The sequence below is a fragment of the Nocardia sp. NPDC004168 genome (assembly GCF_040610355.1).
Lineage (GTDB): Bacteria > Actinomycetota > Actinomycetes > Mycobacteriales > Mycobacteriaceae > Nocardia > Nocardia sichangensis.
This window is the reverse complement of the sequence record NZ_JBEXME010000003.1, coordinates 390,530-414,979: the sequence shown is the minus strand read 5'-3', so window position 1 is coordinate 414,979 and position 24,450 is coordinate 390,530. Positions and strand designations below refer to the sequence as shown.

Sequence of the window (24,450 nt, the reverse complement as noted above, 5' to 3'; positions counted from 1 at the left end):
CACGATGGCGCGGATGATTGTCAGGCTTGCGCGAGAGGACGACCTCGCCGGTTTTCTCGAACTGGCGGGGCAGGTCGAGCACTGGTTCGGCGCGTCCGCCGACGATGCCGGATTTCGCGCCGCGGTGCTGCGGCACGTGCGGCGCGGTACGGCGCTCGTCGCCCGGTCCGCGGGGGCGGAAGTGCTCGGCGGCATCCTGTTCGGCTCGAACCCGCCGACCTACCGGGTGCATTGGCTGGTCGTCGCGGAACAGGCGCGCGGGCACGGGATCGGCCGGGCGCTGACCACGGACGCGATCCGCCGTTACGTGCCGACTCCCGGCACGCTCGAAGTGGTCACCTTCGGGCCCGACCATCCCGGCGCGGTCGCCAGTGGTGCGCGCGCGTTCTACGAGAACCTGGGCTTCCATCCCGCGGAGGAGGCGGATCCCGGGCCAGAGGGCGGATCTCGGCAGTTCTACCGGCGGCGCGTGTAAGGGGTCAGCCTCGACGGAACGCGCGCCAGAAAATGAAAGCCAGGACCGAGGCGGGAATCGCAGCGAGGACGGGCTTGTCGCGGAGCGTCTCCAACAGGGTGCGGCCCGGGTGCGCCACCGGGCCGGGAATTCCCGCCGCGCCGCGTTCGGCGGCGGTGGCGGCGTCCGCCTGGACTCGTTCGGCGCGCTCGGCCGCGCGTCGAACCGACTCCCCGACCGGCGTCTGCTCACGACTCCCGGCTCCGGCCGCGTGCCTCCCAGTGGATTCCGGCCCCGGTTCCGGCTTTTCCGCCGCACCAGGAGCGCTACCCGCCTGCGCAGCCGCATCGGCCGGAGTCACCGGCTCCGCCGCACCAGTCATGCGGCCCGCCTGCGCAGCCGCCGCCGAAGACACCGCCGCCGCATCGGCGGTACCGCCAGTCTGCGGGGCCGCACCTGTCGCAATCTCCGCCGAAGACACCGGCTCCGCCGCACCGGGCGCGTGGTCCGCCTGCGGGGCCGCGCCGGTACTCACGGACTCGCCCGCATCAGGCGTGCCGCCCGCCTGCCGGGCCGTGCCGGTCGGAACCTCCCCCGAAGACAGCGGCTCCCCCGCACCAGACGCGCTGCCTGCCCGCGAGGCCGCACCGGCAGTCACGGACTCCCCTGCATCAGGCGTGCTGCCCGCCTGCGGGGCCGTGCCGGTCGGAACCTTCCCCGAGGTCACCGTCGCCGCCGCGTCAGCGGCGCCGCCCGCCTGCACGGACGCGTCTTCCGAGACCTGCGCCGCACTCCCCGTGGCCGACGCTCCCGCGCCGCCTTCGTCGGAGTCGCCGGGCGTGCCCGCCGCGCGCCGAGTGGCGCCCGGCTCCGGCTCCCGGCCCCCGTGCGCCGCACCCTCGGCCGGTTGCCCGGTTCCGGCCGACCGGCCACCGGAGACGTCGGCGGTGTCTTGCACGTCGTCGGGTCCCTTGTCCGTGGGCTTGCGCTTGTTCATGGCTGTCTCCTGTGCTCGGCGTCGCGGTGCGGGACGGGCGTCTCGGATGCCGTCGCGGCCCGGATACCCTGCGAAGGGGCGGACAAACGGGACGGCCGCCACGCCATCTCGAATTCCCGTCGCGGGTCGCCCGGCGCCATGGGCCCGCTCACCCCGGTCCGCACGAAGCCATTGCGCAGATACAGCCGCTCCGCGAAGGCATTGTGCTCGGCGAACTCCAAACGGACGACGTCGTGTCCGCCCGCGACCGCCCAGTCGAGCACCGCGCCGACCAGCCGGTCGGACACGCCGGTCCCCCGTGCCCGCGGCGCCACCCACATCGAGATCAGGTGCACGCCACCGCGTTCCGGGTCGAGCATGCCCGCGACGGTGCCCACTTCGGTCCCGCCCGACTCCGCCACGAACTGCACCCGGTCCGACAGGGCGCGCCGCCAGTCGCTTTCGGTGCGGGCCCGCGCCTCGGCCAGGGTGGTACCGAAGAACTGCGGCGCGTCGGTCAGCGCCGCGAGCCGGACGCGCCGGAACACCGCCCAGTCATCGGGCGCGAGCGATCTGATCCTGGGTATCGAGACGTCCATCCGCATGTCTCTACCGGGTCGAAGACCTCGTGCACAACGGATTTCGACCACGGCGAGGCGCTGTCACCGCGACATCGGCGACGGGCAACCCGATCCTCGCAACCTCGAACCGGCAAGGGTGTCCGGAGCAGTCGCGCGGGTCGCTTCGTCGGCGCGGCGGGACCGGTCGTCGTCGAGCACGGCGCTCACCCGAGCCTGCGCAGTCCGGCGAACTCCAGCCCGGCGAAGGTCGCCACCGCCGCCGCTCCGACGAGTAGGAATGCGAGGCCGAGCCCGGTCAACGCGAAGAATCCCGAACCGGCCAGCCCGATCATCCCGGCCGCGGAGAGCGCGTTGACCGTGACCACCGCCCCCGCGTAGCGCACGGCGACCGCCGGGCGCCGGGCGATCGACAGCAACGCGAGCGCGCCGCCGAGCATGACGACGCCGAACGCGAGGCTCCAGCCCGTCGGTACCCCGAGCGGGTCGCGCAGCAGTCCGGCTCCGGCGAGCAACACGCCGCCGAAGATCCCGGTGCTCCAGCCGTCCACGCGCAATGCGGAGCACAGGAACGCGGCGCCGCCGTCGCGGCGAGCCAGGGTGGTGGGTCTCATGTCGTACTCCCGTGGTCGATCCGGCGGGGCCGATCGGCTCCCGGCACCAACCCTGCTGCCCGGAGATGGGCGTCTCAATAACCTCCGAGGTCATGGCCGCACCGCGCGCCGGGATGCTTAGCTGACCGGGTGACTTCGGTGCGGACACAGTCGAGAGCGGGCATCCTGCTGCGGGAATGGCGGCAACGGCGCAGGCTGAGCCAGCTCGACCTGGCGCTGGCCGCGGACACCTCGGCGCGGCACCTGTCCTATGTGGAGACCGGCCGAGCCGCGCCGAGCCGGGCGATGGTGCTGCGGCTGTGCGACACGCTGGAGGTGCCGCTGCGCGAACGCAACACCCTGCTCGTCGCGGCCGGTTTCGCGCCCGCCTACCGGGAGAGCAGCCTCGACGACGCCCATCTCGCGTCGGTCCGCTCCGCGCTGGACGCCATGCTGACCGCCCACGAACCGTATCCGGCGGTGGTCATCGATCGGCTGTGGAACGTGGTGGTGGGCAACGCGGCGATGAGCGTGCTGATGGACGGCGTCCCCGAGCACGTCCGCGCGCCCCGGCCCAACGTCTACCGGCTGGTGCTGCACCCGGACGGGCTCTCGGCCCGGTTGGCCAACCGCACCCAGGTGCGCGAGCTGTTCCTGGAGCGGCTGGCCAGGCAGGTCAGCGCGAGCGGTGACGCGGAACTGACCGCACTCTACGACGAGGTCTCCGGCTACCCCGATCCGCCGGGGACGGACGGGGAGGCGCAGACCGGCACGCCGTCGAGCCCGTTCGAGGTGCCGATCCGGATCAGCACCCCGGCGGGCGAACTGTCGATGTTCAGCACGATGGCGACCTTCGGCGCTCCGGCCGACGTGACGCTGTCGGAGCTGGCCATCGAATTGTTCTATCCCCTGGACGACTTCACCGCGGCCGCGCTGCGCGGGGCGGCGGCCGCGGCGAAGTCGTGAGCGGACCTCAGGCGTCCAGCATGGACTCGTCCCACTCGCGGTCCAGGTCGGGATCGGCGGCCGACAGCACCTCGTCCAACCGCAGCCCCAGCTCGCCGATGTTCGGCTCGGTCATCATGTTCAGGTGATCGCCCGGCACGTCGATCACCGTGAACCGGCGCGCCGCGTACTGCTTCCAGCCGTTGTCGGCGCTGTCGAACATGCTGCCGACGGTCTTGTGCGCCAGGTCGACGCCCGGCGGCAGGCCCTCGGTGGCGCGCAGCAGCGTGATGTCGCGCTGGTACGGCTCGAGCTTGTAGTCCAGCATGGCCGAGTAGTTGGCGAAGAACACCTCGTAGAGCCGCCGGATCGCCTGCGGCGAACTGTCGGCGGGCAGGATGCCCGACCGCACCGACTCCGCCAGCATCGCCGCGAACAGATCCTCGGAATTGTGCACGCCGGGCTCGAAATCGACCAGGGCGGAGCGGCTTCCCCGCGCGTACCACAGCAGCTCGAGGAAGAACCACCGGATGAGCTTCTCCTCCGGAATCGGGGTCCGGGTGCGTGCGCGCAGCGCCATGGTGTCCAGCAGCGTCACACTGGAGACCTCGTGCTCGGGCAGCTGGCGGGCCATCTCCAACGCGACGTAGCCGCCGAACGACCAACCCGCCAAGTGATACGGCCCCTTCGGATGCACCCGCCGCACCGCCTGCAGGTACGACTCCGTCATCGCGGGAATGGTCTTCTCCGGGGCGCTGCCGGAATCCGCGCCTGCCGCCTGCAACCCGTAGATCGGTCGATCCGGATCCAGATAACGCGCGAGGGCCAGGTAGCACAGCACGTTGCCGCCGATCGGGTGCACCAGGAACAGCGGTGGCTTGCTGCCGCCGACGCTGATCGGCACCAGCGGGTCGAATGTGCGTTGCACGGCACCCGCCCGCACCAGGGTGGCGATCCCGGCGGCGGTGGGCGCGCCGATGAACGCGTCCAGCGGCACCTCGACGCCCCACCGGCGCGACAGCGCCATCACCACGCGCATCGCCCCGATCGAGGTGCCGCCCGCCGCGAAGAAGTCGTCGTCCACACCGATGGCGCGCAGTCCCGCGTACTCGGCGAGCAGTTCGACCGCCGACCGCTCGTACTCGTCGGCGGGCTCCCGCCGTGCCGACACGGTTTCCGTGGCGTCCTCGCCGTAGGCGCGCAGCGTCGCGTCGTCGCGCTTGCCGCTGGGCGTGCGGGGCAGCTCATCCAGCCAGGCGAACCGCGACGGCACCATGTGCGCGGGCAGCATCGAACGCAGGTCGTGCCGCAACGCGGCGAGGTCGGTCTGCTCGGGCGCGCCGACCAGGAACGCGATCAGCGAGCCGTCGATGCCGCCGAAACCGCGCGCCACCACTGCGGCCTCGGTGATGCCGGGGAACTTCTCGACCAAGCTCAGGATGCACAGCTCGACTTCGGCCGGCTCCACCCGGAACCCGCGGATCTTCACCTGGCTGTCGCTGCGTCCCAGGCAGACGATGTCGCCGGAGAACAGCCGGACGCCGAGATCGCCGGTGCGGTAGCGGATTCCGCCCGCGTGCGTGGCGACGAACCGCTGCGCGGTGAGCGCGGGCCTGCCCTCGTAGCCGCGGGCGATGCTGCGGCCGCCGAGATAGATCTCGCCGATCACGCCGTCCGGCACCGGCCGCAGGGCGCTGTCGAGTAGTTCGACGGTGTCGCCGTCGACGGCGCGCCCGATGGGCGGCAGCGCGGGGAACTCATCGGCCGGACCCGTGAGCGTGAACTTGGTCGCGACGTGGGACTCGGTGGGACCGTACTGGTTCTCCAGCACCAGGCCGGGAACCACCTTGCACAGGGCGCGGATCTCGTCGGTGATGCGCAGCTGCTCGCCGGAGGAGATCAGCACCTTCAGTTCGGTCGGGAACATCCGGTGCGCCACGGCCGCTTCGGCGAACGCCTGCAAGGCCACGTACGGCAGGAAGAGCCGTTCGATGCCCTCTTCCACCACCGTGGCCAGCAGTTGCTCGACGTTCGATCGCAGATCCGCCGAACTTACCCGCAGGGTGGACCCGGCCGCGAGGGTGGTGAAGATCTCCTGGAACGAGACGTCGAAACTCAACGGCGCCAACTGCAGTGTGCTCAGCAGGCCGGTGCCGGTTGCCGCGCGATTCTGCCAGTCCACCAGGGAGGTCAGGCCGCGATGCGGCATGGCGACACCCTTGGGCTCACCGGTCGACCCGGAGGTGAACAGCACGTAGGCCACCGCGTCGGGCGAGACGTGGTCGGGCAGCGCCACTTCCGCGTCGGGCACGGGGTCGTCGAAGAGCGCGGCGGTGTCCAGCACCAAGGCGGCGTCGTCGACGATGTCGCGATAGGCGGTGTCGGCGATCACCCGGTGCGGGCGGGCTCGGTCGATCATCAGATTGAGCCTGGCTCGCGGGTAGCTGACATCCAGCGGAACACACGCGGCCCCGATCCTGGTCAGCGCGAGCACGAGCAGCACCAGCCGCGGGCGGCGCCCCATCAGGATGCCGACCCGGTCGCCCTGCGACACCCCGAGCCCGACCAGGCGCCGGGCCAGCCGGTCGGAGCGATCGATCAGCTCGTCGTAGGTGACCGATTCCTCGTCACCGGCCAGGGCGATGCGGGTGGGGTCGAGCGCGGCCGCCTCGGCCACCAGCGTGCCCACGTCGCGGGCGGTCGCGGGGCCGACGCCACGGTCGATCGCCGCGTCCGGGTCGGCGACGATTCCGGCCAGCATGCGCAACTGGGTGAGCGCCACGGTCTCGCACTGCTCGGCGGTCAGCGTGTGGTCGCCGTCCACCCGCAACCACATCCGGCCGTCGCGCGGGTCGGTGGCCGCGGTGACCAGCAGTTGGAAGTTGGTCTCCTCGCGAGCGTCGAAGTCGAGCAGGCGCACGCCGTCCAGCACGAGCATGGGCTGGAAGACGTGGTAGTTGACGAAGTTGAACGCCGTCTCGAAGACCGGCCCGCCGTCGGCGAGGATAGACCGCAGCGGGTAGCGGCGGAACGGGTAGGCCTCGCGTTCGCGTCGCGCGATCTGCTCTACCGCCGCGCGCCATGTGGTCGCGGTGCCGTCCAACCGGATCGGCAGCGTGTTGAGGAACAGGCCCGCCACTCGTTCGGCGCCCGCCCGGTCCGGGCGACCGTGGCTCACCACGCCGGTGGTGACGTCCGTGCGGCCGGTCAGCGCCCGCAACGCCAGGCAGTGCGCGGCCAGGTACACCGATTTCTCCGGCACCTGGTGGCGCGTGGCGAACGCGGAGACCCGTTCGGCCAGCCTGCGCGGCACCAGCGCCCGCGCTTGCGGCACGCCCGCCACCACCGGCTGGTGCACCCCCAGCGCGGTGAGCGCGGTGGGTTCGGCGCCTTCCAGGGCGGTCAGCCAGTACGCGCGGGCCGCGCTGTCGCGCGCGGCGCTCTGCTCGGCCCGCGCGTACTCGGCGAGCACGTTGGCCGGATGCGGGGTGGCCTCGACCCGGTTGCGAGTCATGCCGATGTGGTGGAGGTAGTCCAGCAGCAGTTCCAGCACCGACGTGGCGACACTCCAGCCGTCCAGGATGGCGTGGTGGAAGCTCAGCACCAGGTCCACCGTGCCGACCGGCTGCTGCGAGCCGGGACGGACGAACACCCGGATCGCGAACAGCGGAGCGCGTGAGATGTCGTACTGGGCGTGGGCCCGCTCCTGGAGATAGATCTCGATCAGATCCTCGCCGTCCGCCTCGTCCATCTCGCCGAGATCGATGATCTCCAGTTCGTAGGGCGGCGCGACATGCACGATCTGCAACGGAACCGAATACCTGCTCAGCTCGAACGACGAGCGCAGCGCGGGTTGACGCCGCACCAGCCGGCCCACGGCATCCCTGAATTGCGAGGCGTCCCAGGGTACTTCGAGCCGATAGCGGAACACGTCCTTGTAGGTGACCGAGTCGGCGCGCTCGATGCTGTGATACAGCATGCCCAGTTGCAGGGCCGTTGCCGGGAACGCGTCCTCGGCCTGGTGCAGCGCGGCGCGGTCGATCAGCGGCACCGTCTCCAGGGGCGCGGCGACGCGGCCACGCTCGTCGTGGCGGTCGTCGCGCACGACGCCGGCCAGCTCCGCGATGGTGGGCGCCTGGTAGAAGGCGTCCACGTCGAAGTAGAGCCCGGCGCGTTCGGCTGCGGTGCGCACGGCCAGCGCGAGGATGGAATCGCCGCCGTGGGTGAAGAAGTTGTCGTGCACGCCGACCGACTCGACGCCCAGCACGGTGCGCCAGACCTGCGCGAGCCTGGTCTCGACATCGGTGCGCGGCTCCGCGCCCGCGACCGGCTCGCCGCCGTGGCCGAGGACGAGCTGCTCGGCCAGGGCGCGCCGGTCCAGTTTCCCGTTGCGAGTCAGTGGAATCCGATCCACCCGGATCAGTCGCGACGGCACCATGTAGCGGGGCAGCCGGGCCGCCAGTTGCGCGGCGATCTCCTCACCGGAGACGTCGGCGCCGACGAAATAGCCGACCAGTTGCACGCCGTGCGCTTCCGAGACCTCGTCCACCACGGCCGCCGCACGGACCCCGGCGCAGCCGAGCATCGCGTTCTGCACCTCGCCGAGGGTGATCCGGTTGCCGCGGATCTTCACCTGATCGTCGAAGCGACCCAGGTATTCGAGATTGCCGTCCGGCAGCCAGCGCGCCAGGTCACCGGTCCGGTACCGGCGACGCCCCGGCACCGCGCGATCGTCGACGAACGCCGCCGCGGTCAGCTCGGGCCTGCCGCGATAGCCGCGGGCCACGCCCACCCCCGCGATGTTCAGCTCCCCCGGCACGCCGACCGGCACCCGGCGGCCGATGTGATCGAGCACGAGCAAGTCGATGTTGTCGATCGGGCGGCCGATCGGCACCACGTCGAGCGGATCGTCGGCGGGGCAGTCGAAATAGGAGACGTCGACGGTGGCCTCAGTCGGTCCGTAGAGATTCACCAGCTGCGGCGCCGACGCCCCGGCCGCGGCGAAGACCGCGTGGAACCGGCGCACGAGCGCCGGGGGTAGCGCCTCGCCGCTGCAGAAGACCCGTCGCACGCTGCCGATGCGGGCGACCGTGGCGGGGTCGGCCGCGAGTTCGTCGACGAACGCGGCCAGCATAGAGGGCACGAAGTGCAGCACCGTCACGCCGTGTGCGGCGATCGCGTCGGCGATGCGGCGCGGATCGCGCTCGCCGCCAGGTTCCAGCAGCGCCACTTTGGCGCCGGTGATCGCCCACCAGAACAGCTCCCACACCGAGACGTCGAAGGTCACCGGCGTCTTCTGCAGGATCACGTCCGAATCGTGTAGGGGGTAGCGTCGCTGCATCCAGGTCAGGCGGTTCACCACCGACCGGTGCTCGATCATCACGCCCTTGGGCACGCCCGTGGAACCGGAGGTGTAGATGAGGTAGCTGAGATCCGCTGGATGCGAGACGTTTTCGATACCACGCGCCGGGGCGGTGTCGGCCACCGTGATCCTCGTGACGCCCAGCCTGTCGAAAACCGCTCCATGCTCCGGCCCCGCCACGACGAATCGTGCCCCGCAGTCGGCGAGCACGGTCTCGATACGAGCGGCCGGGAAGTCGGGGTCGAGCGGCACATAGGCGCAACCGGCCCGCAGCGCACCGAAGATCGCGACGAGCATCTCCGTCGAGCGGGGCAGTACCACCGGGACGCATTCGTTGCCGGTCGCGCCCAATGCGTGCAGCCTCGCGGCGAAACCGTCGGCCAGCGCGGACAATTCGGCGTAGCGCAGCGGCTGCTCCCCGGACCCGGCGACCGGTTCGATCGCGATCCGGTCCGGATGGCGCGTGGCCACGTCGGCGACCAGCCGGTCGATCGTCGTGTACGGGAATTCCTCGCGCGGTCCGGATTCGAACGCGGCGACGGCCGCCTGCTCCCGCCGCGACATCAGCGGCAAGTCCGAGATCGGCGCCTCAGGCCGGTCCAGCGCCGCCACCACCAGCGCACCGACGCCGCGCACGACCGACTCGAACGGGAAATTCTCGTCGAAGACGTCCTTGTCGTAGTACAGCTGGAGGTTCAGCGAGCCGTCGCGCGCGTGCTCGACGCCGAGAATGTTCAGCGCCTCGAGCACCGTGCCCGGGTTGACGATGTCGAGGGTGCCGAGAATCTTGTCGAGGTGATCCGACGGCGGCATCTTGATGTAGGAGTACGCCACGTCGAACAGCGGCGGCGCCGTGGGATCGCTGCTGAGGGCACGTGCCAGGTCACCGTAGGGAAAACGCTCGTAGCGCTTGAGTTCCCGGATCTGCGCGGCCACTTCCGAGGCGACCGCCGACAGCGGCTCGGCGGGGTCGACCCGGATGCGCAGGGGCACCACATTCGTCCGGTGCCCGGCGGTGCGGAAGGTCTCCGCGCTGTGCCGGTTGAGCATCGGGACGCCGATCACCACCTCTTCGGAGCGGTGAATGGTGGTCAGGTAGGCGGCCAGCGCCGAAACCGTGAACGCGAAGACGGAGAAGCCGGTGGCGCGAATGCGGTCGAGAAACGCGGGTTCCACCACCACGCGCCGCCGCCCCCGGTCGACGTTGGGGGTGCTCGCACGTCCGGAGAACAGCGCGGGGACCACTCCCTCGAAGCGACGCACCAGCGCGTCGCGGTCCGCCACCCACTGCGGGGAGGACAGATACTCCTCGTGCTCGGCGGCGATCTCGCGATAGGTCGCCGCGCCGCGGTCGGTCTGCTCGGTGAACGGATCCGGCTCGGCGAGCTGCTCGAGCGAGAGGTCGGTGCGGCTGTAGTTGTCGACCAGGGCGCTCCAGAGCGCGTTCACGCCCCAGCCGTCGATCATCGCGTGGTGCATCGCCACGTAGAGATGGAAGTGGTCGGGCCCGTCGACCAGCGCGGCGATCCGGAACGGCTGCCGGGGCGGGGACGGCGTCACATTGGCCCGGTTCACCCAGTCGCGGCGCGCCGCGGCCGGGTCCGACGCCCAACTGAGATCGACCAGCTCGACCTCGGGTAGCTCGTCGGAGACCCACTGCCAGAAGCGGCCTTCGGAGAACTCGAACCGCAGGCGCAGCGCCTCGTCGGCGAGCAGCGCCCTGCGCACCACGGCCCGCAACCGGTCCATGTCGAACGGTTCGTCCATGAACGCGCAGTAGGCGTTTCGGGTGACCGGCGCCGGGGCATACCGGTAGGCGACCGACAAGACATCGCGTTGGTACGCGCTGACCGGCCAGGCTTCGGGGGGTCTCTCGGAAGTAGCACTCGGTTCGAATGTCACAGTCACTCCTATCGCGACAGTCGCGGCACCGGCCGTGCGCGGATCTACTCGAGCCCACCCTGATCGCTGACACGCAAAGCTGCTACCACACTTATCCAGTTATCGATATCGCGAATCACGGCATCGGCACTGCCGATGCCGCGACTCTGCTGTTGTTATCGCGGTGTATGCGGGCCGGTCAGCAAGCTGACAGCAGCGCGCGCACGCTTTCGTCGGCCAGACGGTCGGCGCGGTCACGTGATACCGCGGGCTCGACGTAACCGATGTTGAGGGACAGCTCGTTGTGCGTCGCATTGGCGGTGGCCATGATGAAGCCGCTGACGGACATGCCGGAGACGAACTGGGCGCCCTCCAGCTGCCAGGAGCCGATCTTGGCCGGGAACGGGTAGTCGCCGAGGTAGGTCATACAGAGATGTCCCGGGCCGCGAGTGTCCATGAGTTTCACCGTGGACGCGCTGGCGGCCACCGACTTCGGCGCGGCCACCTTCAGCAGGTTCAACGCGGACAAGTGATCGCGCCGGTCCATCCGCGCACCGAACTCGCGCTCGATCTCGGCGGCGATCTCCCACAGCGAAGCCCACGGTGCGTACTTCGCCGGGGTGGCGATCATGCCCTGATAGGTGCCGACCTCGGTGTCGCCCGCGGCGCCGTCGAGATGGTCACGGAAGTTGACCGAGCTGCCGACGGTGTACCAGGCGGCCTTGTCGGTGCCCGCCTCCCTGGCCGCCGCGGTCAGCAGCGCGGCGGAGAGCGCGGCCTGCAGGCCGACGCCGTGGCGGGCGCAGCCCGCGGTGAGCGCCTCCAACTGGTCGCCGTCGAGGCTGCGGTGCACCACCCGGCTGCGCCGCTGTGCGGGCGGGGCGAGCCTGGTCGGCTCCAGCCTGCGCGGCTTGCGCAGCTGCGACTTCTGGTCGCGCAGGAACGATCCCGCGGTGCGCAGCGCACCGCCCGCACCTTGGAAGCGCGGGGGGAACAGTTCTTCCGGGCCCGGCCGGACCGGCGCGGGCGAGAAGTCCCCCCCTTCCCCGGCGGCCACTTGGAGCACCTGCTTGGCCACCGACAACGCGCTCTCGCCGTCGGCGATGGCGTAGTGCAGCGTGACGATCAGCTCGTTGGTGCCGTCGGTCTCCTTGATCAGCACCGCCCTGGCCAGCGGGCCGGTGCGCCAGTCGAACGGCTCGCGCAGCTCCACCTCGTCGGCCTCGGTCAGCCAGTTCGTGCTGTCCTCGGATTCGATCACGCGCAGCGGGATGGGCGCTTGCACCGGAACGAAACGCGGTGCGGTGCCGTCCGGTTCGGCGGCGACGGCGACCCGCAAGAGCGGATGTCGGCGCTGTACTTCGTCCAAGCCCGCGCGAATCCGGTCGGCTTCGACGTGGCCACGAATTCGCACCCGCGACAGGATGTGCAGCGGTGCCAGCTGATCGGCGATCCAGTGCCAGCGCTCGACCGGCGAGAGCGGACGCGGCAGCCGCGCCGTCGGCCCGTCCGGCGGCGGGAACGACATCGGTTTGCCGAGTTCACGCAGGAAGAATTCGGTGGGCGCGTGGCGGAAGTAGGTGTCGCGCACTCGCACCAGGCGCGGGTCGGTGGTCTGCTCGATCTTCGCCAGCGAAGCCGATCCGTTCACGAACATGGCGGTGCGGTCGGCGCGCAACTTCTCGTAACGACGCAGGCCCGCGACCGGATCCAGGGAGTTGCGCAGCACACTGGCCAGCACCACCGCGTCCTCGATCGCGGCGTTGGCGCCCTGGCCGAGGCTGGGCAGCATCGGGTGCGCCGCGTCGCCGAGCAGCGTCACCCGGCCGCGGCCCCACTGCGCCAGCGGCGGGCGGTCCTGAGCGGGCACGGCCAGGATCGCCGCTTCGTCGGTCTGCTCGATGCAGGCGCGCACCTCCGGCGCCCAGTCGGCGTACAAGCGCAGTAGGTCTTCCTTGTCGCCCTGCCAGTTGGCGGCCTCGTCGGCGGGGAGCGTCTTGGTGCCCCACCAGTACACCCGGCCGTGACCGATGTCGTGGATGCCGAAACGCATTCCGGTGCCCCAGAAGTGCGCCGACAATCCGCGCGCGACATTGGGGTGCTCGAACGGGATGCAGGCGAGCCAGCAGACGAAATCGCCGGGCCGCGGCTCGGCGCGACCGTGCAACTGGGCGCGCACCACCGAGTGGATACCGTCGGCGCCCACGAGCAGATCGCCCTCGGCGACCCGGCCGTCGGCGAACTCGACGCGCACGTGCTCGCCGTCGTCGACGAAGCGGGTGGCCTGCGCGCCGACGAAAGTCGGCGTGTCGCCGATCGCGTTCAGCAGCACGTCGTGCAGGTCGGTGCGGTGCAGCGCCACGGCGGGTGCGCCGAGCTGGGCGTCGAGCCGATGCACCGGGAGCACCCGGATCGGGCTGCCGTCGGGGTTGCAGAAACGGAAGGTCTCGACCCGGCCGCCGCGTTCGAGGAGCTGCTCGTCGATGCCGAGACCCAGCGTGCGCAGTGCGTTGATTCCGTTGGCCTGCACGGAAAGTCCGAAGCCCTGGGCCCGCAGTTCCGGGCCCGCTTCGTATAGTTCGACGCCGAATCCCGCATGCCGCAGGGCGGCCGCGGTGGTGAGTCCTCCGATCCCTGCCCCGAGAACGACAACCTTGATCGGACTGCTCATCGAACCTGCACTCTCATCGAACCACTCGACGGCACAGGTGGTTCCCGCCGCGACGCGGCCCGCGGGCCACTCTGCCCGCGCGAAACCGTCCCGCTGAGCAGCACTGACCGAGGTCACTGCGTCGACCCCGACCAGGCAGGCAGCTAGGACGCCTGTGCCTGACCGTCCGGAAGCCTACCGCTACTCGGCGCGCAAGGCCGAGTTGAAGTGAGATTCACCGCATCGCGCGATTGTGAAACGGAAATGTGTTGCAATGAGGCATAATTCGCCCTCCACGCACCGCGTTCGCCCTCGAATCGGGCTCGTCGTCGGCTTCAGAGGTAGGACGTATCGTTCACCAGACGCACCGAAGACCCGCCGTCGAGATAGAACTCGGCTATCGAGAGCGACGCCAGATCCAGATGCAAGCGATACAGCAGCGACGGGCCTGCATCGAGGGCCAGCCGAAGCAGCGTCTTGATCGGGGTCACATGACTGACCACGACCACATTGGCGCCGGGGTACCGCTCGAGCAGGTCGCGCAGAGCCGCGTCCACCCGCGCGCGGACCTCCTCGAAGTTCTCCCCGCCGGGCGCGGCGACGGTCGGGTCACCGATCCAGCGGGCGTGTAGATCCGGGTCGCGTTGCGCGGCCTCCGCGAAGGTCAATCCCTCCCACGCGCCGAAGTCGGTCTCGATCAGCCCGTCGTGGATCTCGACCGGGACCCCGAGCGCGGCGGCGGCCGCCTCGGCGGTCTCCCTGGCCCGGCCGAGCGGAGAGCTGACCACCGCGGCGATGCCGCCTTTGGCGGCCAGCATTTTCGCGGCGCGCGCGGCCTGCTCGCGGCCCAGCGGGGTGAGCGGCGGATTGCCGCGACCGGAATAGCGGCGTTGCACCGACAACTCGGTTTGGCCGTGGCGAAGCAGCAGCAAACGCGTGGGCCGACCCGTGGCACGGGTCCAGCCGGGACCGTGCTGCGCGGGCTTCGACTGCTCGGTGTTCGCTTCCCTGGCTTCGTCGATCCAGCTCGGCAGAGCGCGCTCGGTGTCCGCGAGAGCCGGATCGGCGGCCTCCACCGACCGGGTGGAGGCGGCCTCGGCACGGCCCTCGTCCACGTCGGCTCCGGCGTCCATAGCCTCGTTCGCGAGCCGGTCGGCATGCGAGTTCTGCGCGCGCGGGATCCAGCGGTAACTCACCCGGGCGAACCCGGCCGCGATCCTGCGGGCCTGGTCGGCGAGCGGGATCAGGGCCGCGTGCTTGATCTTCCAGCGACCGGACATCTGCTCGACGACCAGCTTGGAATCCATCCGCACCACGACCGATTCGGCGCCCAGCTCCGCGGCCGCCGCCAACCCGGCGATCAGTCCGCGATATTCGGCGACGTTGTTGGTGGCGATGCCGAGGAACTCCCGGCGCTCGGCGAGCACCCGGACGTGATCGGCGTCGTAGACCACCGCGCCGTACCCGGCCGGACCGGGATTGCCCCGCGAGCCGCCGTCGGCTTCGACGATCACTTCCGGGAAGCTCATCGCATCTCCCCGGCAATCGGTCGCGGCGAACTCACAGCCCCGATTCCCTGGTCCGGACCAGGATGGCGCCGCACTCCGGGCAGCGCACGACCACGTCGGGAGCCGTCTTGGCGATACGGGCGATCTCGCCGCGATCGAGTTCGATGCGGCACGCGCCGCAGCGCCGCGCCTGCAACAGGGCGGCGCCGACACCGTGCTGTTCCCGCTGACGGTCGTAGATGGCCAGCAGTTCGCCGGGCAGCTTCGCGACCACGCCCGCGCGATCGGTCTCGCAGCGCGTCTGCGCCACCTCCAGGTCCGCGAGCGCCTCGTCCCGCTGTCGCCTGGCATCGCCGAGTTCCTCGTCGGTCTTGCTCAACCGCGCGCCCGCGTGCTCGTGGTCGGCGGCGGAGGCTTCGCGCCGCTCCATCACCTCGAGCAGCTCGTCCTCCAGCACGGAGCGGCGGCGCTCCAGACTCCCCAGCTCGTGCTGGATCTCCGAAAGCTGTTTGGCGTTCACGGTTCCCGCGGTGAGCAGACTCTTGTCCCGCTCCTCGCGCTTGCGCACCGCCTCGACCTCGCCCTCCAGCTTGCGGATGTCGCGGTCGAGATCGTCCAGCACGATTTCCACGGCCACCGCGGCGTCGGAGTGCGCGTTGCGCTCGGCCTCCAGCCGCGCCACCTCCTGCTGCTCGGGCAGCACGGTGCGGCGGTGCGCGATCCGGGTCAGCTCGGCGTCGACGGCGGCGAGCCGCAGCAGCTCGGCCTGGATCGGGGGTTCGACATTCAACGCGGACAAACTCCTGGACGGGGTGGACGGGACTGGTGTTCAACCGTACCCCGCCGGATCGGCGGACCGGCGTCAGCCGCCGACCGTGCGAGTTTTGATGGCGTCGCGGGAGATGTAGACGTCGTATTCGCCGGGCACCGCGATCACCGCGTTGCCGTAGGCGGAGCGCACGAACGGCTGGGTCCACCAGCGGCCGGCGCGCATGTCGGCGAAGAAGTCGCGGTCGCCGTCGTTGAGGAAGATCTGGTTCTGTTTGGTCGCGACGCCGTCCAGACGCTGACCGTACAGGCGGCTGATCCGGTAGCCGGAGTGAAAGCCCAGCGCGTTCACCCACGGCTCCAACTCGACGATGCCCGCTTGCAGCACCCACATGTCGCCTTCGACCTGGTGGGTGAGACGCTGCTCGGGGTGGTCGTCGTCGCCGTACAGGGTGACATCGACGTCGAGCAGGTGTTCCTGTCCCGCCACCGGCTTGGCCACCACATGCGCCGCTTTGATCTCGCCGGTCAATCCGAGATAGGTCTGCAGCAGCGTCGCGATCCACAACAGCACCGCGGCGACCAGCAGCAGCGCGAGCCCGCCCGTTCCGCGTGCGAGCAGCGGCCGCATTCCCACCCGGCGCGCGGCGATCAGACCGGAGATGGTCAGCGCTACACCGACGACCAGCAGCAGGATCAGCCCGATCTGCACGAGCCCGAAATCCACCGGGAAGTTCATGCGGTAGTTGTACCCCGCGCGAACTACTCGATTCACCCGAAACGCCCAACCCGTTCCGGCCCGGCGCGGACACGCCCCGACACGCCGTTGCCAGTTCGTCGCCGAGACAACGGGTTCGGACGCGGAGGTGCGACGCTCAGCCGGGCGCGCGCACCGTCCACGGATCGGTGCGCAGCGTGGACACCCTGGTCTCCAAACCGGGAAGGGCGGTTCGCACGACCGCTTCCGCCTGCGCGCACCACGGGAATTCGGTCGCCCAGTGCGCGGCATCCACCAAGGCGGGGCCGCCCTTGCGCAGGTGCTCGTCGACCGGGTGATGGCGCAGGTCGGAGGTGAGATACACATCGACACCCAGCCCGCTGGCCCTGTTCAGATAGGAGTCACCCGCGCCGCCACACACCGCGACCGTGTAGACGGTGCGATCCGGGTCGCCCGCGGCGCGTACGCCCCACGCGGTGGGCGGGAGGGCGCGGGCCACGCGATCGGTGAAGTCGCGCAAGGATTCCGGTTGCGGCAGGGTGCCGATCCGGCCGATGCCGAGCGACGACGGCAGCTGGGCGCGTTCGCTGATGTGATACACCGGGTCGTCACCGGGATGCGCGGCCCGCAGCGCGGCGAGCACGGCCGAGCGCGCGGCGGGCGGGGCGGCCACCTCGATCCGCTCCTCCTCGACGTACTGGAGTTCGGTCAGGGAGCCTTGTTCCGCGGCTTCGGGACGGAACTGGCCGGTCGCGGGCACACGCACCGCACGGTCGCAACAGTGCCCGCTCGCGCCCGCACCGGCGGCGAAGAGCGCGGCGAGCACCGCGTCGGTGTGCGTGCGCGGCACCTGGATCACCCAGTTGTCCACGGCTGCTTCGGGTTTGGAGTCCAGCGGGCCGGTCACGGTCAGGCCGATGGCCGCGGCGAGCGCGTCGGAGACGCCGGGATCGGCGGAGTCGGCGTTCGTGTGCGCGGTGAACAGCCCGCAGCCCGAACGGATCAGCCGATGCAGCAGCGCGCCTTTCGGCGTGCTCGCCGCGACGGTGTCGACGCCGCGCAGCAGCAACGGGTGGTGCACCACCAGCGCCTGCGCACGCCAGTCGATCGCCTCGTCGACGACCGCGGCGGTCGCGTCCACCGCGAACAGCACCCGGGTCAGCTCCTCGGCCGGGTCACCGCAGACCAGGCCGACCGAGTCCCACGGCTCGGCCAGCGCGGGCGGGTAGGCCGCGTCGAGCGCCCCGATGAGATCCGCGAGCGTGGTCATCGTCCACCTTCCTTCGCTTCGGTTCCGCACTGTGCGGCAGTGGATTCACCGCCGGGCGTGCCTGCGTGGCTGCGTGCGCTCGCCCGTCTCGTGCCGGTGATTCGCGTGGTCGGACGGTACGAAGGGCACAGTCCAGCGCCACGAACACCGCGTCCGTCGTGGTGAGTGGGCCGGACCCTTGTTCGCCCGGATGCCCGGTGCGGCGACCACCATGCGGCGGACGTGGAGATCGGCCACCGGCCGCGAGACGTCCGACACGCGAAATCTCCGTCCGGCCAGTGCGCCTGCGCGCGGGATCGGATCTTTGATCGGCGTGGCACGGCCGGAGCCTCGTGCTCACCGGACATCCGCCGACCGGATCGCCGCGACCAGCCGGTCGACCTCCGCGGGGCCACGGACCGCGACGCGCAGGTGATCCGGGCCCAGGCCTGGGAAGGTGTCCGCGCGCCGGACCGCGATCCCCTCCGCGGCCAAATGTTTGCGCAGCAATTCACCGTCCGCCACGCGCAGCAGCAGGAACGGGCCTTCCGCCGGAGTGTGGACCGCCACGCCGAGGCCGCTCAGGCGCTCGATCATCGCGGCACGGTGCACGGCGAGCGTTTCGGCGCGGCGCTGCGACTCGGCCACGGCGGCCGGGCTCGCGGTCGCGGTGATCGCCTCCAGTTGCAGGGTGCCCAGCGGCCAGTGCGGTCGCCCGTGGCCGAGGCGCGCCAGCACCTCGGGCGCGCCGAGGAAGTAACCGCAGCGCAGCCCCGCCAGCGCCCACGTCTTGGTGAGGCTGCGCAGGACGAGCAGGTCGGGCGCGGGGTCGGCGGCGAGGGATTCCGGCTCACCGGCCACCGCGTCGGCGAAGGCCTCGTCGACCACAATGACGCGTCCGGGCCTGCGCAGGGCGCGGATGGCGGCGGCCGGGTGCAGTACCGAGGTCGGGTTGGTGGGGTTCCCGAGCACCACCAGATCGGCTCCGGCGGGCACCGCGGCGGAATCGAGCCGGTAGGGCGGTTCGAGTACCACCCTGGTGACGGGAACGCCCGCTTCCCGGAGCGCGAGTTCGGGCTCGGTGAACGACGGATGCAACACCGCGGCCGACCGCGGCGCGAGGCGAGGCAGCATGGCGAAGCCTTCCGCCGCGCCGGCCAGCAGCAGCACCTCCCCGGGATCGCGGCCGTGCCGGGCCCCGATCGCGCGGCGGGCGGCTTCGGCGTCCTCGGCGCTGGGATAACGCCCCAGATCGGAGAGGCGCGCGGCCAAGCGCCGTCGCAGCCATTCCGGCGGTGCGGCCCCCTGCACGTTCACCGCGAAATCGAGCATGCCCGGACGTACGTCCACGTCGCCGTGGTGGCGCAGTTTCGCTCGATCGACGGTGTCCTCGGCCACGAGACCACACCCTACGTGGCGGCGCCGGAGCGGGACCGGCCAGAATGGCAGGCGTGGGCCAGCTGCACGTCTCGTTCGTCTGTACCGGCAACATCTGCCGCTCTCCGATGGCGGAGAAGATCTTCGCCTCGCACCTGTACCGGGCCGGCCTGGCCAATCGGGTGCGGGTGAGCAGCGCGGGCACCGGTTCGTGGCACGTGGGCGACGACGCCGACCCGCGCACCAGCGCGACCCTGCGCAAATACGGGTACCCGACCGGCCACGTCGCCGCGGCGTTCGGCGCCGAGCACAGTGACGCGGACCTGGTGATCGCGCTGGACAGCTCGCACCAGCGCGACCTCGCCCGCCTGGGCATCCCGGCCGAGCGGCTGCGGTTGCTGCGCGCCTTCGACCCGGACGCCGACGGTCAGGACGTGGCCGATCCCTACTACGGCGACACGGCGGACTTCGAACTCGTGCGCGCGCAGATCGAGGCCGCCGTCCCCGGCCTGCTCGACTGGGTGCGCGCCGAACTGGCCGCCGCCGAACCGCCCGACCCGCGCCTCGTCTCCGACGAGCGATCCTGATGCGCAGACTGACCTTCCTGCTTCGCCCCAGCTGGCTGATCCTGGCGGTGCTGGTCGCCGCGTTCGCCTACCTGTGCTTCACCGTGCTCGCGCCGTGGCAACTCGGCAAGAACACCGCCACGTCGCACCGCAACCAGTTGATCGCCGACTCGGTGAAGGCCGAGCCCATCGATGTCACGACCGTGCTCTCCGGCGCGGGGAGCGAGCACACCGAGTGGCGGCGTGTCACCGCCTCCGGCAGTTATGTTCCGGACTCGACGGCGCTGGTGCGGCTGCGCCATCTCGACGGCGCTCCGGGGTACGCGGTGCTCGCGACGTTCCGGTTGGACGACGGGCGCGTGCTGCTCGTCGACCGCGGGCTGGTGGCGGCGGTCGACGGCACGCGCCCGCCGCAGATCCCCGAGCCCCCCGCCGGGCCACAGCGCATCGAGGCCAGGGTCCGGATGTCCGAAGGGGTCACGCCCGGCAAGGACCCGAGCGTCCAGGACGGCTATCGCCAGGTGTACTCCATCGACACCACCCAGGAGACGGCGGTCCTGCGACAGTCCCTGACCGCCGTTCCGACCGGCGGCGAGCGCGGCGGCTACCTGCAACTGAGTGAAAACCAACCGGGCGCGTTCACTCCGACGCCGCTCCCCCAGCTCGATGCGGGACCCTATTTGTCCTATGGCCTGCAATGGCTGGCCTTCGGCATCATGGCTCCCCTCGGCCTCGGCTATTTCATTTACGCCGAGATCCGGGAACGAAGGAAAGAAAAGAGCTCCGCCGCAGAATCGCCCGAGGCCACGTCAGGCACCGAACCGGCCGGGTCCGAGCAGGCTCCGTCGACGGCTCCCAGCGTGCCCGCCGCCGCACCGACCACGCAAGCGCGCCTCGCCGACCGCTACGGCCGCGGCCGCGGTTGATCCCGGCATGGTCGCGGCCGGACTTGCTCGACGCGACGACGGACGATTCGCACTACGGCTGAGCCGGGCCGAGCAGATCCCACCGGTTCCCAGCGATGTCCAGGAAGACCGCCACCTGCCCGTATGGCTCGCTCCGTGGCGCGCCGACGAACTCGACACCGCGTGAGACCATTCGGTCGTACGCCGACCGAAAGTCCTCGACCTGCAAGAAGAATCCGACGCGGCCCGCGACCTGCTGTCCGATCACCGCGGCTTGCCGCGCACCGTCGGCGCGGGCCAGCAATATGCCGGTTTCGGCGCCGGGTGGCCGCACGACTACCCACCGTTTCGGGCGGCCGTCATTCGTGCGAGCCGCTGAGTCCTCGATCAGTTCGAATCCCAACGAGTCGACGAAGAAGTCGATCGCGGCGTCGTACTCCGCCACCACGATGGTCATGAGCCCGATTCGCACCCGCCGACCCTATCCGAGCCGGAATAATCCGGATTCGCACGATCAGCGCCCCTACACCAGCCGATCGGAAGTTCCGCGCGGCGCCGACGCTGCGGCCGATGACCGTCATCGCCCGGCGATCGCGAGCGGCTGCGGCCGCCGGTGCGCGGGCCGACCGCCCGCGGACTCCCGTCGTTCGCGGCTGCCCGGTGCGGTGGACGGCTCAACGCCTGATCGCGGCCACCCGCCGCGGCCAACTACTCAACGTCTGATCGCGGCCACCGCGGCGGCGATCACGGTGGCGGTGAGTTGCACAGCCTCCGAAAGGCGTACGGCGCGGCGCAAGTCGTGCACGGTCGGAGCTGGGCCGTCACCGAGCACCGGGCGCATCTCCACACCGTGCGGGTACTCGGTGCGACCACCCAACCGGACGCCCAGCGCCCCGGCCATCGACGCTTCGACCACACCCGCGTTGGGGCTGGGATGCCCGGTGGCGTCCCGGCGCCACGCGGCAAGGGCGGCAGCGGGCGTTCCGCCGATCGAGGGTGCGAGCACGGCGGTGAGCAAACCGGTGACGCGCGCCGGGATCAGGTTGGCCGCGTCGTCGACGCGCGCGGCGGCCCAGCCGAAATGCCGGTAGCGGTCGTTGCGGTAGCCGATCATCGCGTCCAGCGTGTTGACCGCGCGATATCCGAGCAAACCCGGAACGCCCGCCACCGCTCCCCACACCACCGGGGCGACGGCCGCGTCGGATGTGTTCTCGGCGATCGACTCCAGGGCCGCGCGGGCGAGACCGTCCGCGTCGAGCGCCTGCGGGTCGCGGCCGCACAGCGAGGGCAGCAGCGCGCGGGCGCCGTCGAGATCGCCCGCCGCCAGGCGATCGGCCATCCGGCGACCGGTTCGGGCCAGACTCCGGCCCCCTAGCACGGTCCAGGTCGCGGCGGCGGTCGCGACCACGCCGCCGCGGCGCACGGCCACGCCGAGTCCGACCACCGCGCCGACGGCCATCGCCTCGTGCGCCAGCCCGGCCACGCGCCGGTCGGCATAGGTCACCGACTCCAAAGCCGCCACCGCCGAACCGAATCCGGCCACCGGGTGCCACCGCCGCGGATCACCGAACGCTCGATCGAGCGCGAATCCGAGCAGCAACCCGAGCGCGGTGGAGGTCCCCTTCTGCACCCGGCGACACTATCGGGCGGGCGCAGGCCTGCCCGCACGGCCCGCCCGTGTCGCACTCCGCGCCCCTACGTCGTCGGTCTGGTGACGCATCCATAGACTCGCTCCGGCAGGGGCCGAACGACGAACGGCGAACACGTGACTTCCGAGCAGCCTTCCCCCGAGCACCTCGACCAGGCCGAGCTGGCTCGGCGGTTCGAGGAGCACCGCCCGTATCTGCGCAGGCTCGCCTACAGCACCTTGGGCAGCCTCAGCGACGCCGACGACGTCGTGCAGGAGGCCTGGCTGCGGTTGCAGCGGCAGTACGAGAGCGGCGCCGCCGGTGAGATCGACAACTTGCGGGCCTGGCTGTCCACCGTCACCGGCAGGCTCGCCCTCGACCACCTCGGCTCCGCCCGCGTGCGCCGCGAACAGTACGTGGGCGAATGGCTGCCGGAGCCGGAGGTGACCAGCTGGGACGACCCCGCCGACCGGATCACCCAGGACGAGCGGGTCACCACCGCGCTGCTGGTCGTGCTCGAGTCGCTGTCGCCCGCCGAGCGCACCGCGTTCGTACTCCAGGACGTCTTCGGCATGAGCGGCCCCGAAGTCGCCGAAGTGGTCGGCCGCACCCCGGCCGCCGTCCGCCAGCTGGCTTCCCGCGCACGCAAACACGTCGAGGAGGGCACCCCGCGCTTTCCCGCCTCCCCCGACGAGCAGAAGAAGGTGGTGTCGGCCTTCGCGCTGGCGTGGCGTTCCGGCGACCTCGGCGCCCTGCTGGGCGTCCTCGACACGAACGTCAGCCTGACCGCCGACGGCGGCGGCAAGGTGCCCGCGATCCGGCAGCCCGTGCACGGCGCCGAGCTCGTGGCCAAGCTGCTGCTCGGCTGGTACCAAGTGGCGGGCGGCTGGGGTCGCGCGGTGCTGGTCAACGGCCAGCCCGGACTGGTGGTCTTCGACGGCACCCACACGGGCGTCTTCTCCTTCACCGTCGACGACGGTCGCATCGTCGCGATCGACGTGGTCCGCAACCCCGACAAGTTGCGCGACCTGCCCACCACCGGTGAGCCCGACTGGCACCTGGGCGGAAGCCGCACCGAGCGGGAGTAATCAGCCCGCGACGCCGAGCGGCCGCGAGTATCCGTGCGCGGCCGCGACTTCGGCCGACAGCAGCCGCCCGGCGTCCGCGGTGAGCCCGTGCGCGAGATCGGGGTGCCGGGCGCATGCCTCCTGCCAGCCGAGTTCGGCGATCGCCCGCACGTAGGGCAGGGTCGCGTTGGTGAGCGCGATGGTCGAGGTGTGCGGCACCGCGCCCGGCATGTTGGCGACGCAGTAGAACAGCGAATCCGCCACCCGGAAGGTCGGATTCGCGTGCGTCGTCGGGTGGGCCGAGGCGAAGCAGCCGCCCTGGTCGATGGAGATGTCCACCAGCACCGCGCCGGGGCGCATACCGCCGACGAGCTCATCGGAGACCAGCTCCGGCGCACGCGCACCGGGAACCAGCACCGCGCCGATCACCAGATCCGCCGACAACACCGCGCGCCGGACCTCCGTGGCGTTCGACGCGACGGTGGCGATCCGCCCGTCGAAGCGAGCGTCGAGTTCGCGCAACCGATGCAGGTTGGTGTCCAGCACGCTGACGCGCGCCCCCATGCCGACGGCGACCGCGGCCGCGTTCGACCCCGCGACGCCGCCGCCGAGCACCACCACTTCCGCCGGGCGCACGCCGGGGACGCCGCCGGGCAGCAGTCCGGCGCCACCGAGCGGCGCCATCAGGTGATACGCGCCGACCTGGGCGCCGAGCTTGCCCGCGATCTCGCTCATCGGAGCCAGCAGGGGTAGCGACCCGTCGGCGGCGCGCACCATCTCGTAGGCGATGGCGGTGATGCCCGAGCGCAACACGGCGTCGGTGCATTCGCGCGACGCCGCCAAGTGCAGGAAGGTGAACAACACCTGCCCACGGCGCATCCGCTGATACTCCTGCGCGATCGGCTCCTTCACCTTCAACACCAGGTCGGCGTCCCGCCACACCTGGTCGGCGTCGGGGACCAGGCGGGCCCCCACCGCGGCGTAGTCGGCGTCGGGAAATCCCGATCCGACGCCCGCGCCCGCCTGCACCAGCACGTCGTGTCCGTGCCCGGTCAGTTCCCCGGCGCCCGCCGGAGTCAGGGCTACCCGGAACTCTTGATCCTTGACCTCCTGTGGAACTCCGATCCTCATACCGCCATCGTGGCCCCGGCGCGGGGCCGACGCCACGACCGACGCGCCGAACGCGCACGGCGACCACCCGAGCCGCGCGCGCCGGGTGAGTTTC

18 protein-coding genes are annotated in these 24,450 nt (G+C 71.1%); 5 read left to right on the top strand and 13 right to left on the bottom strand.

Annotated elements, in window-relative coordinates; all coding sequences use genetic code 11:
• Nucleotides 1-13 precede the first annotated feature (13 nt).
• Complete coding sequence (locus ABZW96_RS08970; RefSeq protein WP_355072794.1) at nucleotides 14-475, top strand: GNAT family N-acetyltransferase; 462 nt, start codon at nucleotides 14-16, stop codon at nucleotides 473-475.
• Nucleotides 476-479: 4 nt separating this feature from the next.
• Here the strand turns inward: ABZW96_RS08970 and ABZW96_RS08965 are convergent, their stop codons facing one another.
• From ABZW96_RS08965 to ABZW96_RS08955, 3 genes are all read right to left on the bottom strand, one after another.
• Nucleotides 480-1,451 (bottom strand): hypothetical protein, encoded by a 972-nt coding sequence (locus ABZW96_RS08965; RefSeq protein WP_355072792.1) that lies wholly within the window; start codon nucleotides 1,449-1,451, stop codon nucleotides 480-482.
• Entirely contained in the window at nucleotides 1,448-2,029 is a 582-nt protein-coding gene (locus ABZW96_RS08960; protein WP_355072790.1) for a GNAT family N-acetyltransferase, read from the bottom strand. The genes ABZW96_RS08965 and ABZW96_RS08960 overlap by 4 nt, the downstream gene beginning before the upstream one ends.
• Before the next feature lie 185 nt (nucleotides 2,030-2,214).
• Nucleotides 2,215-2,622, bottom strand: coding sequence for a hypothetical protein (locus tag ABZW96_RS08955; protein WP_355072789.1), 408 nt, complete (start codon nucleotides 2,620-2,622; stop codon nucleotides 2,215-2,217).
• Between the two features lie 129 nt (nucleotides 2,623-2,751).
• Between ABZW96_RS08955 and ABZW96_RS08950 the strand changes: the two genes are divergently transcribed.
• Nucleotides 2,752-3,567: a helix-turn-helix transcriptional regulator gene (locus tag ABZW96_RS08950; protein WP_355072787.1), complete on the top strand. Its 816-nt coding sequence runs from the start codon at nucleotides 2,752-2,754 to the stop codon at nucleotides 3,565-3,567.
• Nucleotides 3,568-3,574: 7 nt separating this feature from the next.
• Here ABZW96_RS08950 and ABZW96_RS08945 read toward each other — a convergent pair whose 3' ends face one another.
• The 7 genes from ABZW96_RS08945 to cobC form a co-directional block, all read right to left on the bottom strand.
• Nucleotides 3,575-10,810, bottom strand: coding sequence for an amino acid adenylation domain-containing protein (locus tag ABZW96_RS08945; RefSeq protein WP_355072786.1), 7,236 nt, complete (start codon nucleotides 10,808-10,810; stop codon nucleotides 3,575-3,577).
• A 178-nt stretch (nucleotides 10,811-10,988) separates the two neighbouring features.
• On the bottom strand, nucleotides 10,989-13,460 hold the full coding sequence (locus tag ABZW96_RS08940) for an FAD-dependent monooxygenase (RefSeq protein WP_355072784.1): 2,472 nt from the start codon (nucleotides 13,458-13,460) through the stop codon (nucleotides 10,989-10,991).
• Nucleotides 13,461-13,774: 314 nt separating this feature from the next.
• On the bottom strand, nucleotides 13,775-14,968 hold the full coding sequence (locus ABZW96_RS08935; RefSeq protein ID WP_355072783.1) for a bifunctional RNase H/acid phosphatase: 1,194 nt from the start codon (nucleotides 14,966-14,968) through the stop codon (nucleotides 13,775-13,777).
• Nucleotides 14,969-14,999: 31 nt separating this feature from the next.
• Nucleotides 15,000-15,737 carry a C4-type zinc ribbon domain-containing protein gene (locus ABZW96_RS08930; RefSeq protein ID WP_355072781.1) on the bottom strand — a complete coding sequence of 246 codons (738 nt, stop codon included), beginning with the start codon at nucleotides 15,735-15,737 and terminating at the stop codon, nucleotides 15,000-15,002.
• Between the two features lie 72 nt (nucleotides 15,738-15,809).
• On the bottom strand, nucleotides 15,810-16,454 hold the full coding sequence (locus ABZW96_RS08925; RefSeq protein WP_355072779.1) for a hypothetical protein: 645 nt from the start codon (nucleotides 16,452-16,454) through the stop codon (nucleotides 15,810-15,812).
• Nucleotides 16,455-16,590: 136 nt separating this feature from the next.
• Nucleotides 16,591-17,703 carry a Nif3-like dinuclear metal center hexameric protein gene (locus ABZW96_RS08920; RefSeq protein WP_355072777.1) on the bottom strand — a complete coding sequence of 371 codons (1,113 nt, stop codon included), beginning with the start codon at nucleotides 17,701-17,703 and terminating at the stop codon, nucleotides 16,591-16,593.
• 336 nt (nucleotides 17,704-18,039) lie between these two features.
• Entirely contained in the window at nucleotides 18,040-19,080 is a 1,041-nt protein-coding gene (gene cobC / locus ABZW96_RS08915) for an Rv2231c family pyridoxal phosphate-dependent protein CobC (RefSeq protein ID WP_355072776.1), read from the bottom strand.
• A 44-nt stretch (nucleotides 19,081-19,124) separates the two neighbouring features.
• Here cobC and ABZW96_RS08910 point away from each other — a divergent pair, with 44 nt between their 5' ends.
• Together ABZW96_RS08910 and ABZW96_RS08905 are read left to right on the top strand one after the other, a co-directional pair.
• Entirely contained in the window at nucleotides 19,125-19,646 is a 522-nt protein-coding gene (locus ABZW96_RS08910; RefSeq protein ID WP_355072774.1) for a low molecular weight protein-tyrosine-phosphatase, read from the top strand.
• A complete protein-coding gene (locus ABZW96_RS08905) occupies nucleotides 19,646-20,551 on the top strand; it encodes an SURF1 family protein (RefSeq protein WP_355072772.1) in 906 nt (301 codons plus the stop codon). The genes ABZW96_RS08910 and ABZW96_RS08905 overlap by 1 nt, the downstream gene beginning before the upstream one ends.
• 52 nt (nucleotides 20,552-20,603) lie before the next feature.
• Here the strand turns inward: ABZW96_RS08905 and ABZW96_RS08900 are convergent, their stop codons facing one another.
• On the bottom strand, nucleotides 20,604-21,002 hold the full coding sequence (locus ABZW96_RS08900; RefSeq protein ID WP_355072770.1) for a VOC family protein: 399 nt from the start codon (nucleotides 21,000-21,002) through the stop codon (nucleotides 20,604-20,606).
• A gap of 240 nt (nucleotides 21,003-21,242) precedes the next feature.
• Nucleotides 21,243-22,160, bottom strand: coding sequence for a cobalamin biosynthesis protein (locus ABZW96_RS08895; RefSeq protein ID WP_355072769.1), 918 nt, complete (start codon nucleotides 22,158-22,160; stop codon nucleotides 21,243-21,245).
• A 135-nt stretch (nucleotides 22,161-22,295) separates the two neighbouring features.
• On the opposite strand from ABZW96_RS08895, the gene sigJ reads away from it, so the two are divergent.
• On the top strand, nucleotides 22,296-23,246 hold the full coding sequence (sigJ, locus tag ABZW96_RS08890) for an RNA polymerase sigma factor SigJ (RefSeq protein WP_355072767.1): 951 nt from the start codon (nucleotides 22,296-22,298) through the stop codon (nucleotides 23,244-23,246).
• On the opposite strand, the gene ald is transcribed toward sigJ, so the two are convergent.
• Nucleotides 23,247-24,356, bottom strand: a complete 1,110-nt coding sequence (ald, locus tag ABZW96_RS08885; protein ID WP_355072765.1) for an alanine dehydrogenase — start codon at nucleotides 24,354-24,356, stop codon at nucleotides 23,247-23,249.
• Between the last annotated feature and the right edge of the window lie 94 nt (nucleotides 24,357-24,450).

Coding starts and splice junctions, on each gene's coding strand:
- ABZW96_RS08910 (WP_355072774.1), top strand. CDS start 19,125: ATGGCAGGCGTGGGCCAGCTGCACGTCTCGTTCGTCTGTACCGGCAAC.
- ABZW96_RS08935 (WP_355072783.1), bottom strand. CDS start 14,968: ATGAGCTTCCCGGAAGTGATCGTCGAAGCCGACGGCGGCTCGCGGGGC.
- ABZW96_RS08955 (WP_355072789.1), bottom strand. CDS start 2,622: ATGAGACCCACCACCCTGGCTCGCCGCGACGGCGGCGCCGCGTTCCTG.
- ABZW96_RS08965 (WP_355072792.1), bottom strand. CDS start 1,451: ATGAACAAGCGCAAGCCCACGGACAAGGGACCCGACGACGTGCAAGAC.
- ABZW96_RS08970 (WP_355072794.1), top strand. CDS start 14: ATGATTGTCAGGCTTGCGCGAGAGGACGACCTCGCCGGTTTTCTCGAA.
- ald (WP_355072765.1), bottom strand. CDS start 24,356: ATGAGGATCGGAGTTCCACAGGAGGTCAAGGATCAAGAGTTCCGGGTA.
- ABZW96_RS08920 (WP_355072777.1), bottom strand. CDS start 17,703: ATGACCACGCTCGCGGATCTCATCGGGGCGCTCGACGCGGCCTACCCG.
- ABZW96_RS08940 (WP_355072784.1), bottom strand. CDS start 13,460: ATGAGCAGTCCGATCAAGGTTGTCGTTCTCGGGGCAGGGATCGGAGGA.
- ABZW96_RS08905 (WP_355072772.1), top strand. CDS start 19,646: ATGCGCAGACTGACCTTCCTGCTTCGCCCCAGCTGGCTGATCCTGGCG.
- ABZW96_RS08960 (WP_355072790.1), bottom strand. CDS start 2,029: ATGGACGTCTCGATACCCAGGATCAGATCGCTCGCGCCCGATGACTGG.
- ABZW96_RS08925 (WP_355072779.1), bottom strand. CDS start 16,454: ATGAACTTCCCGGTGGATTTCGGGCTCGTGCAGATCGGGCTGATCCTG.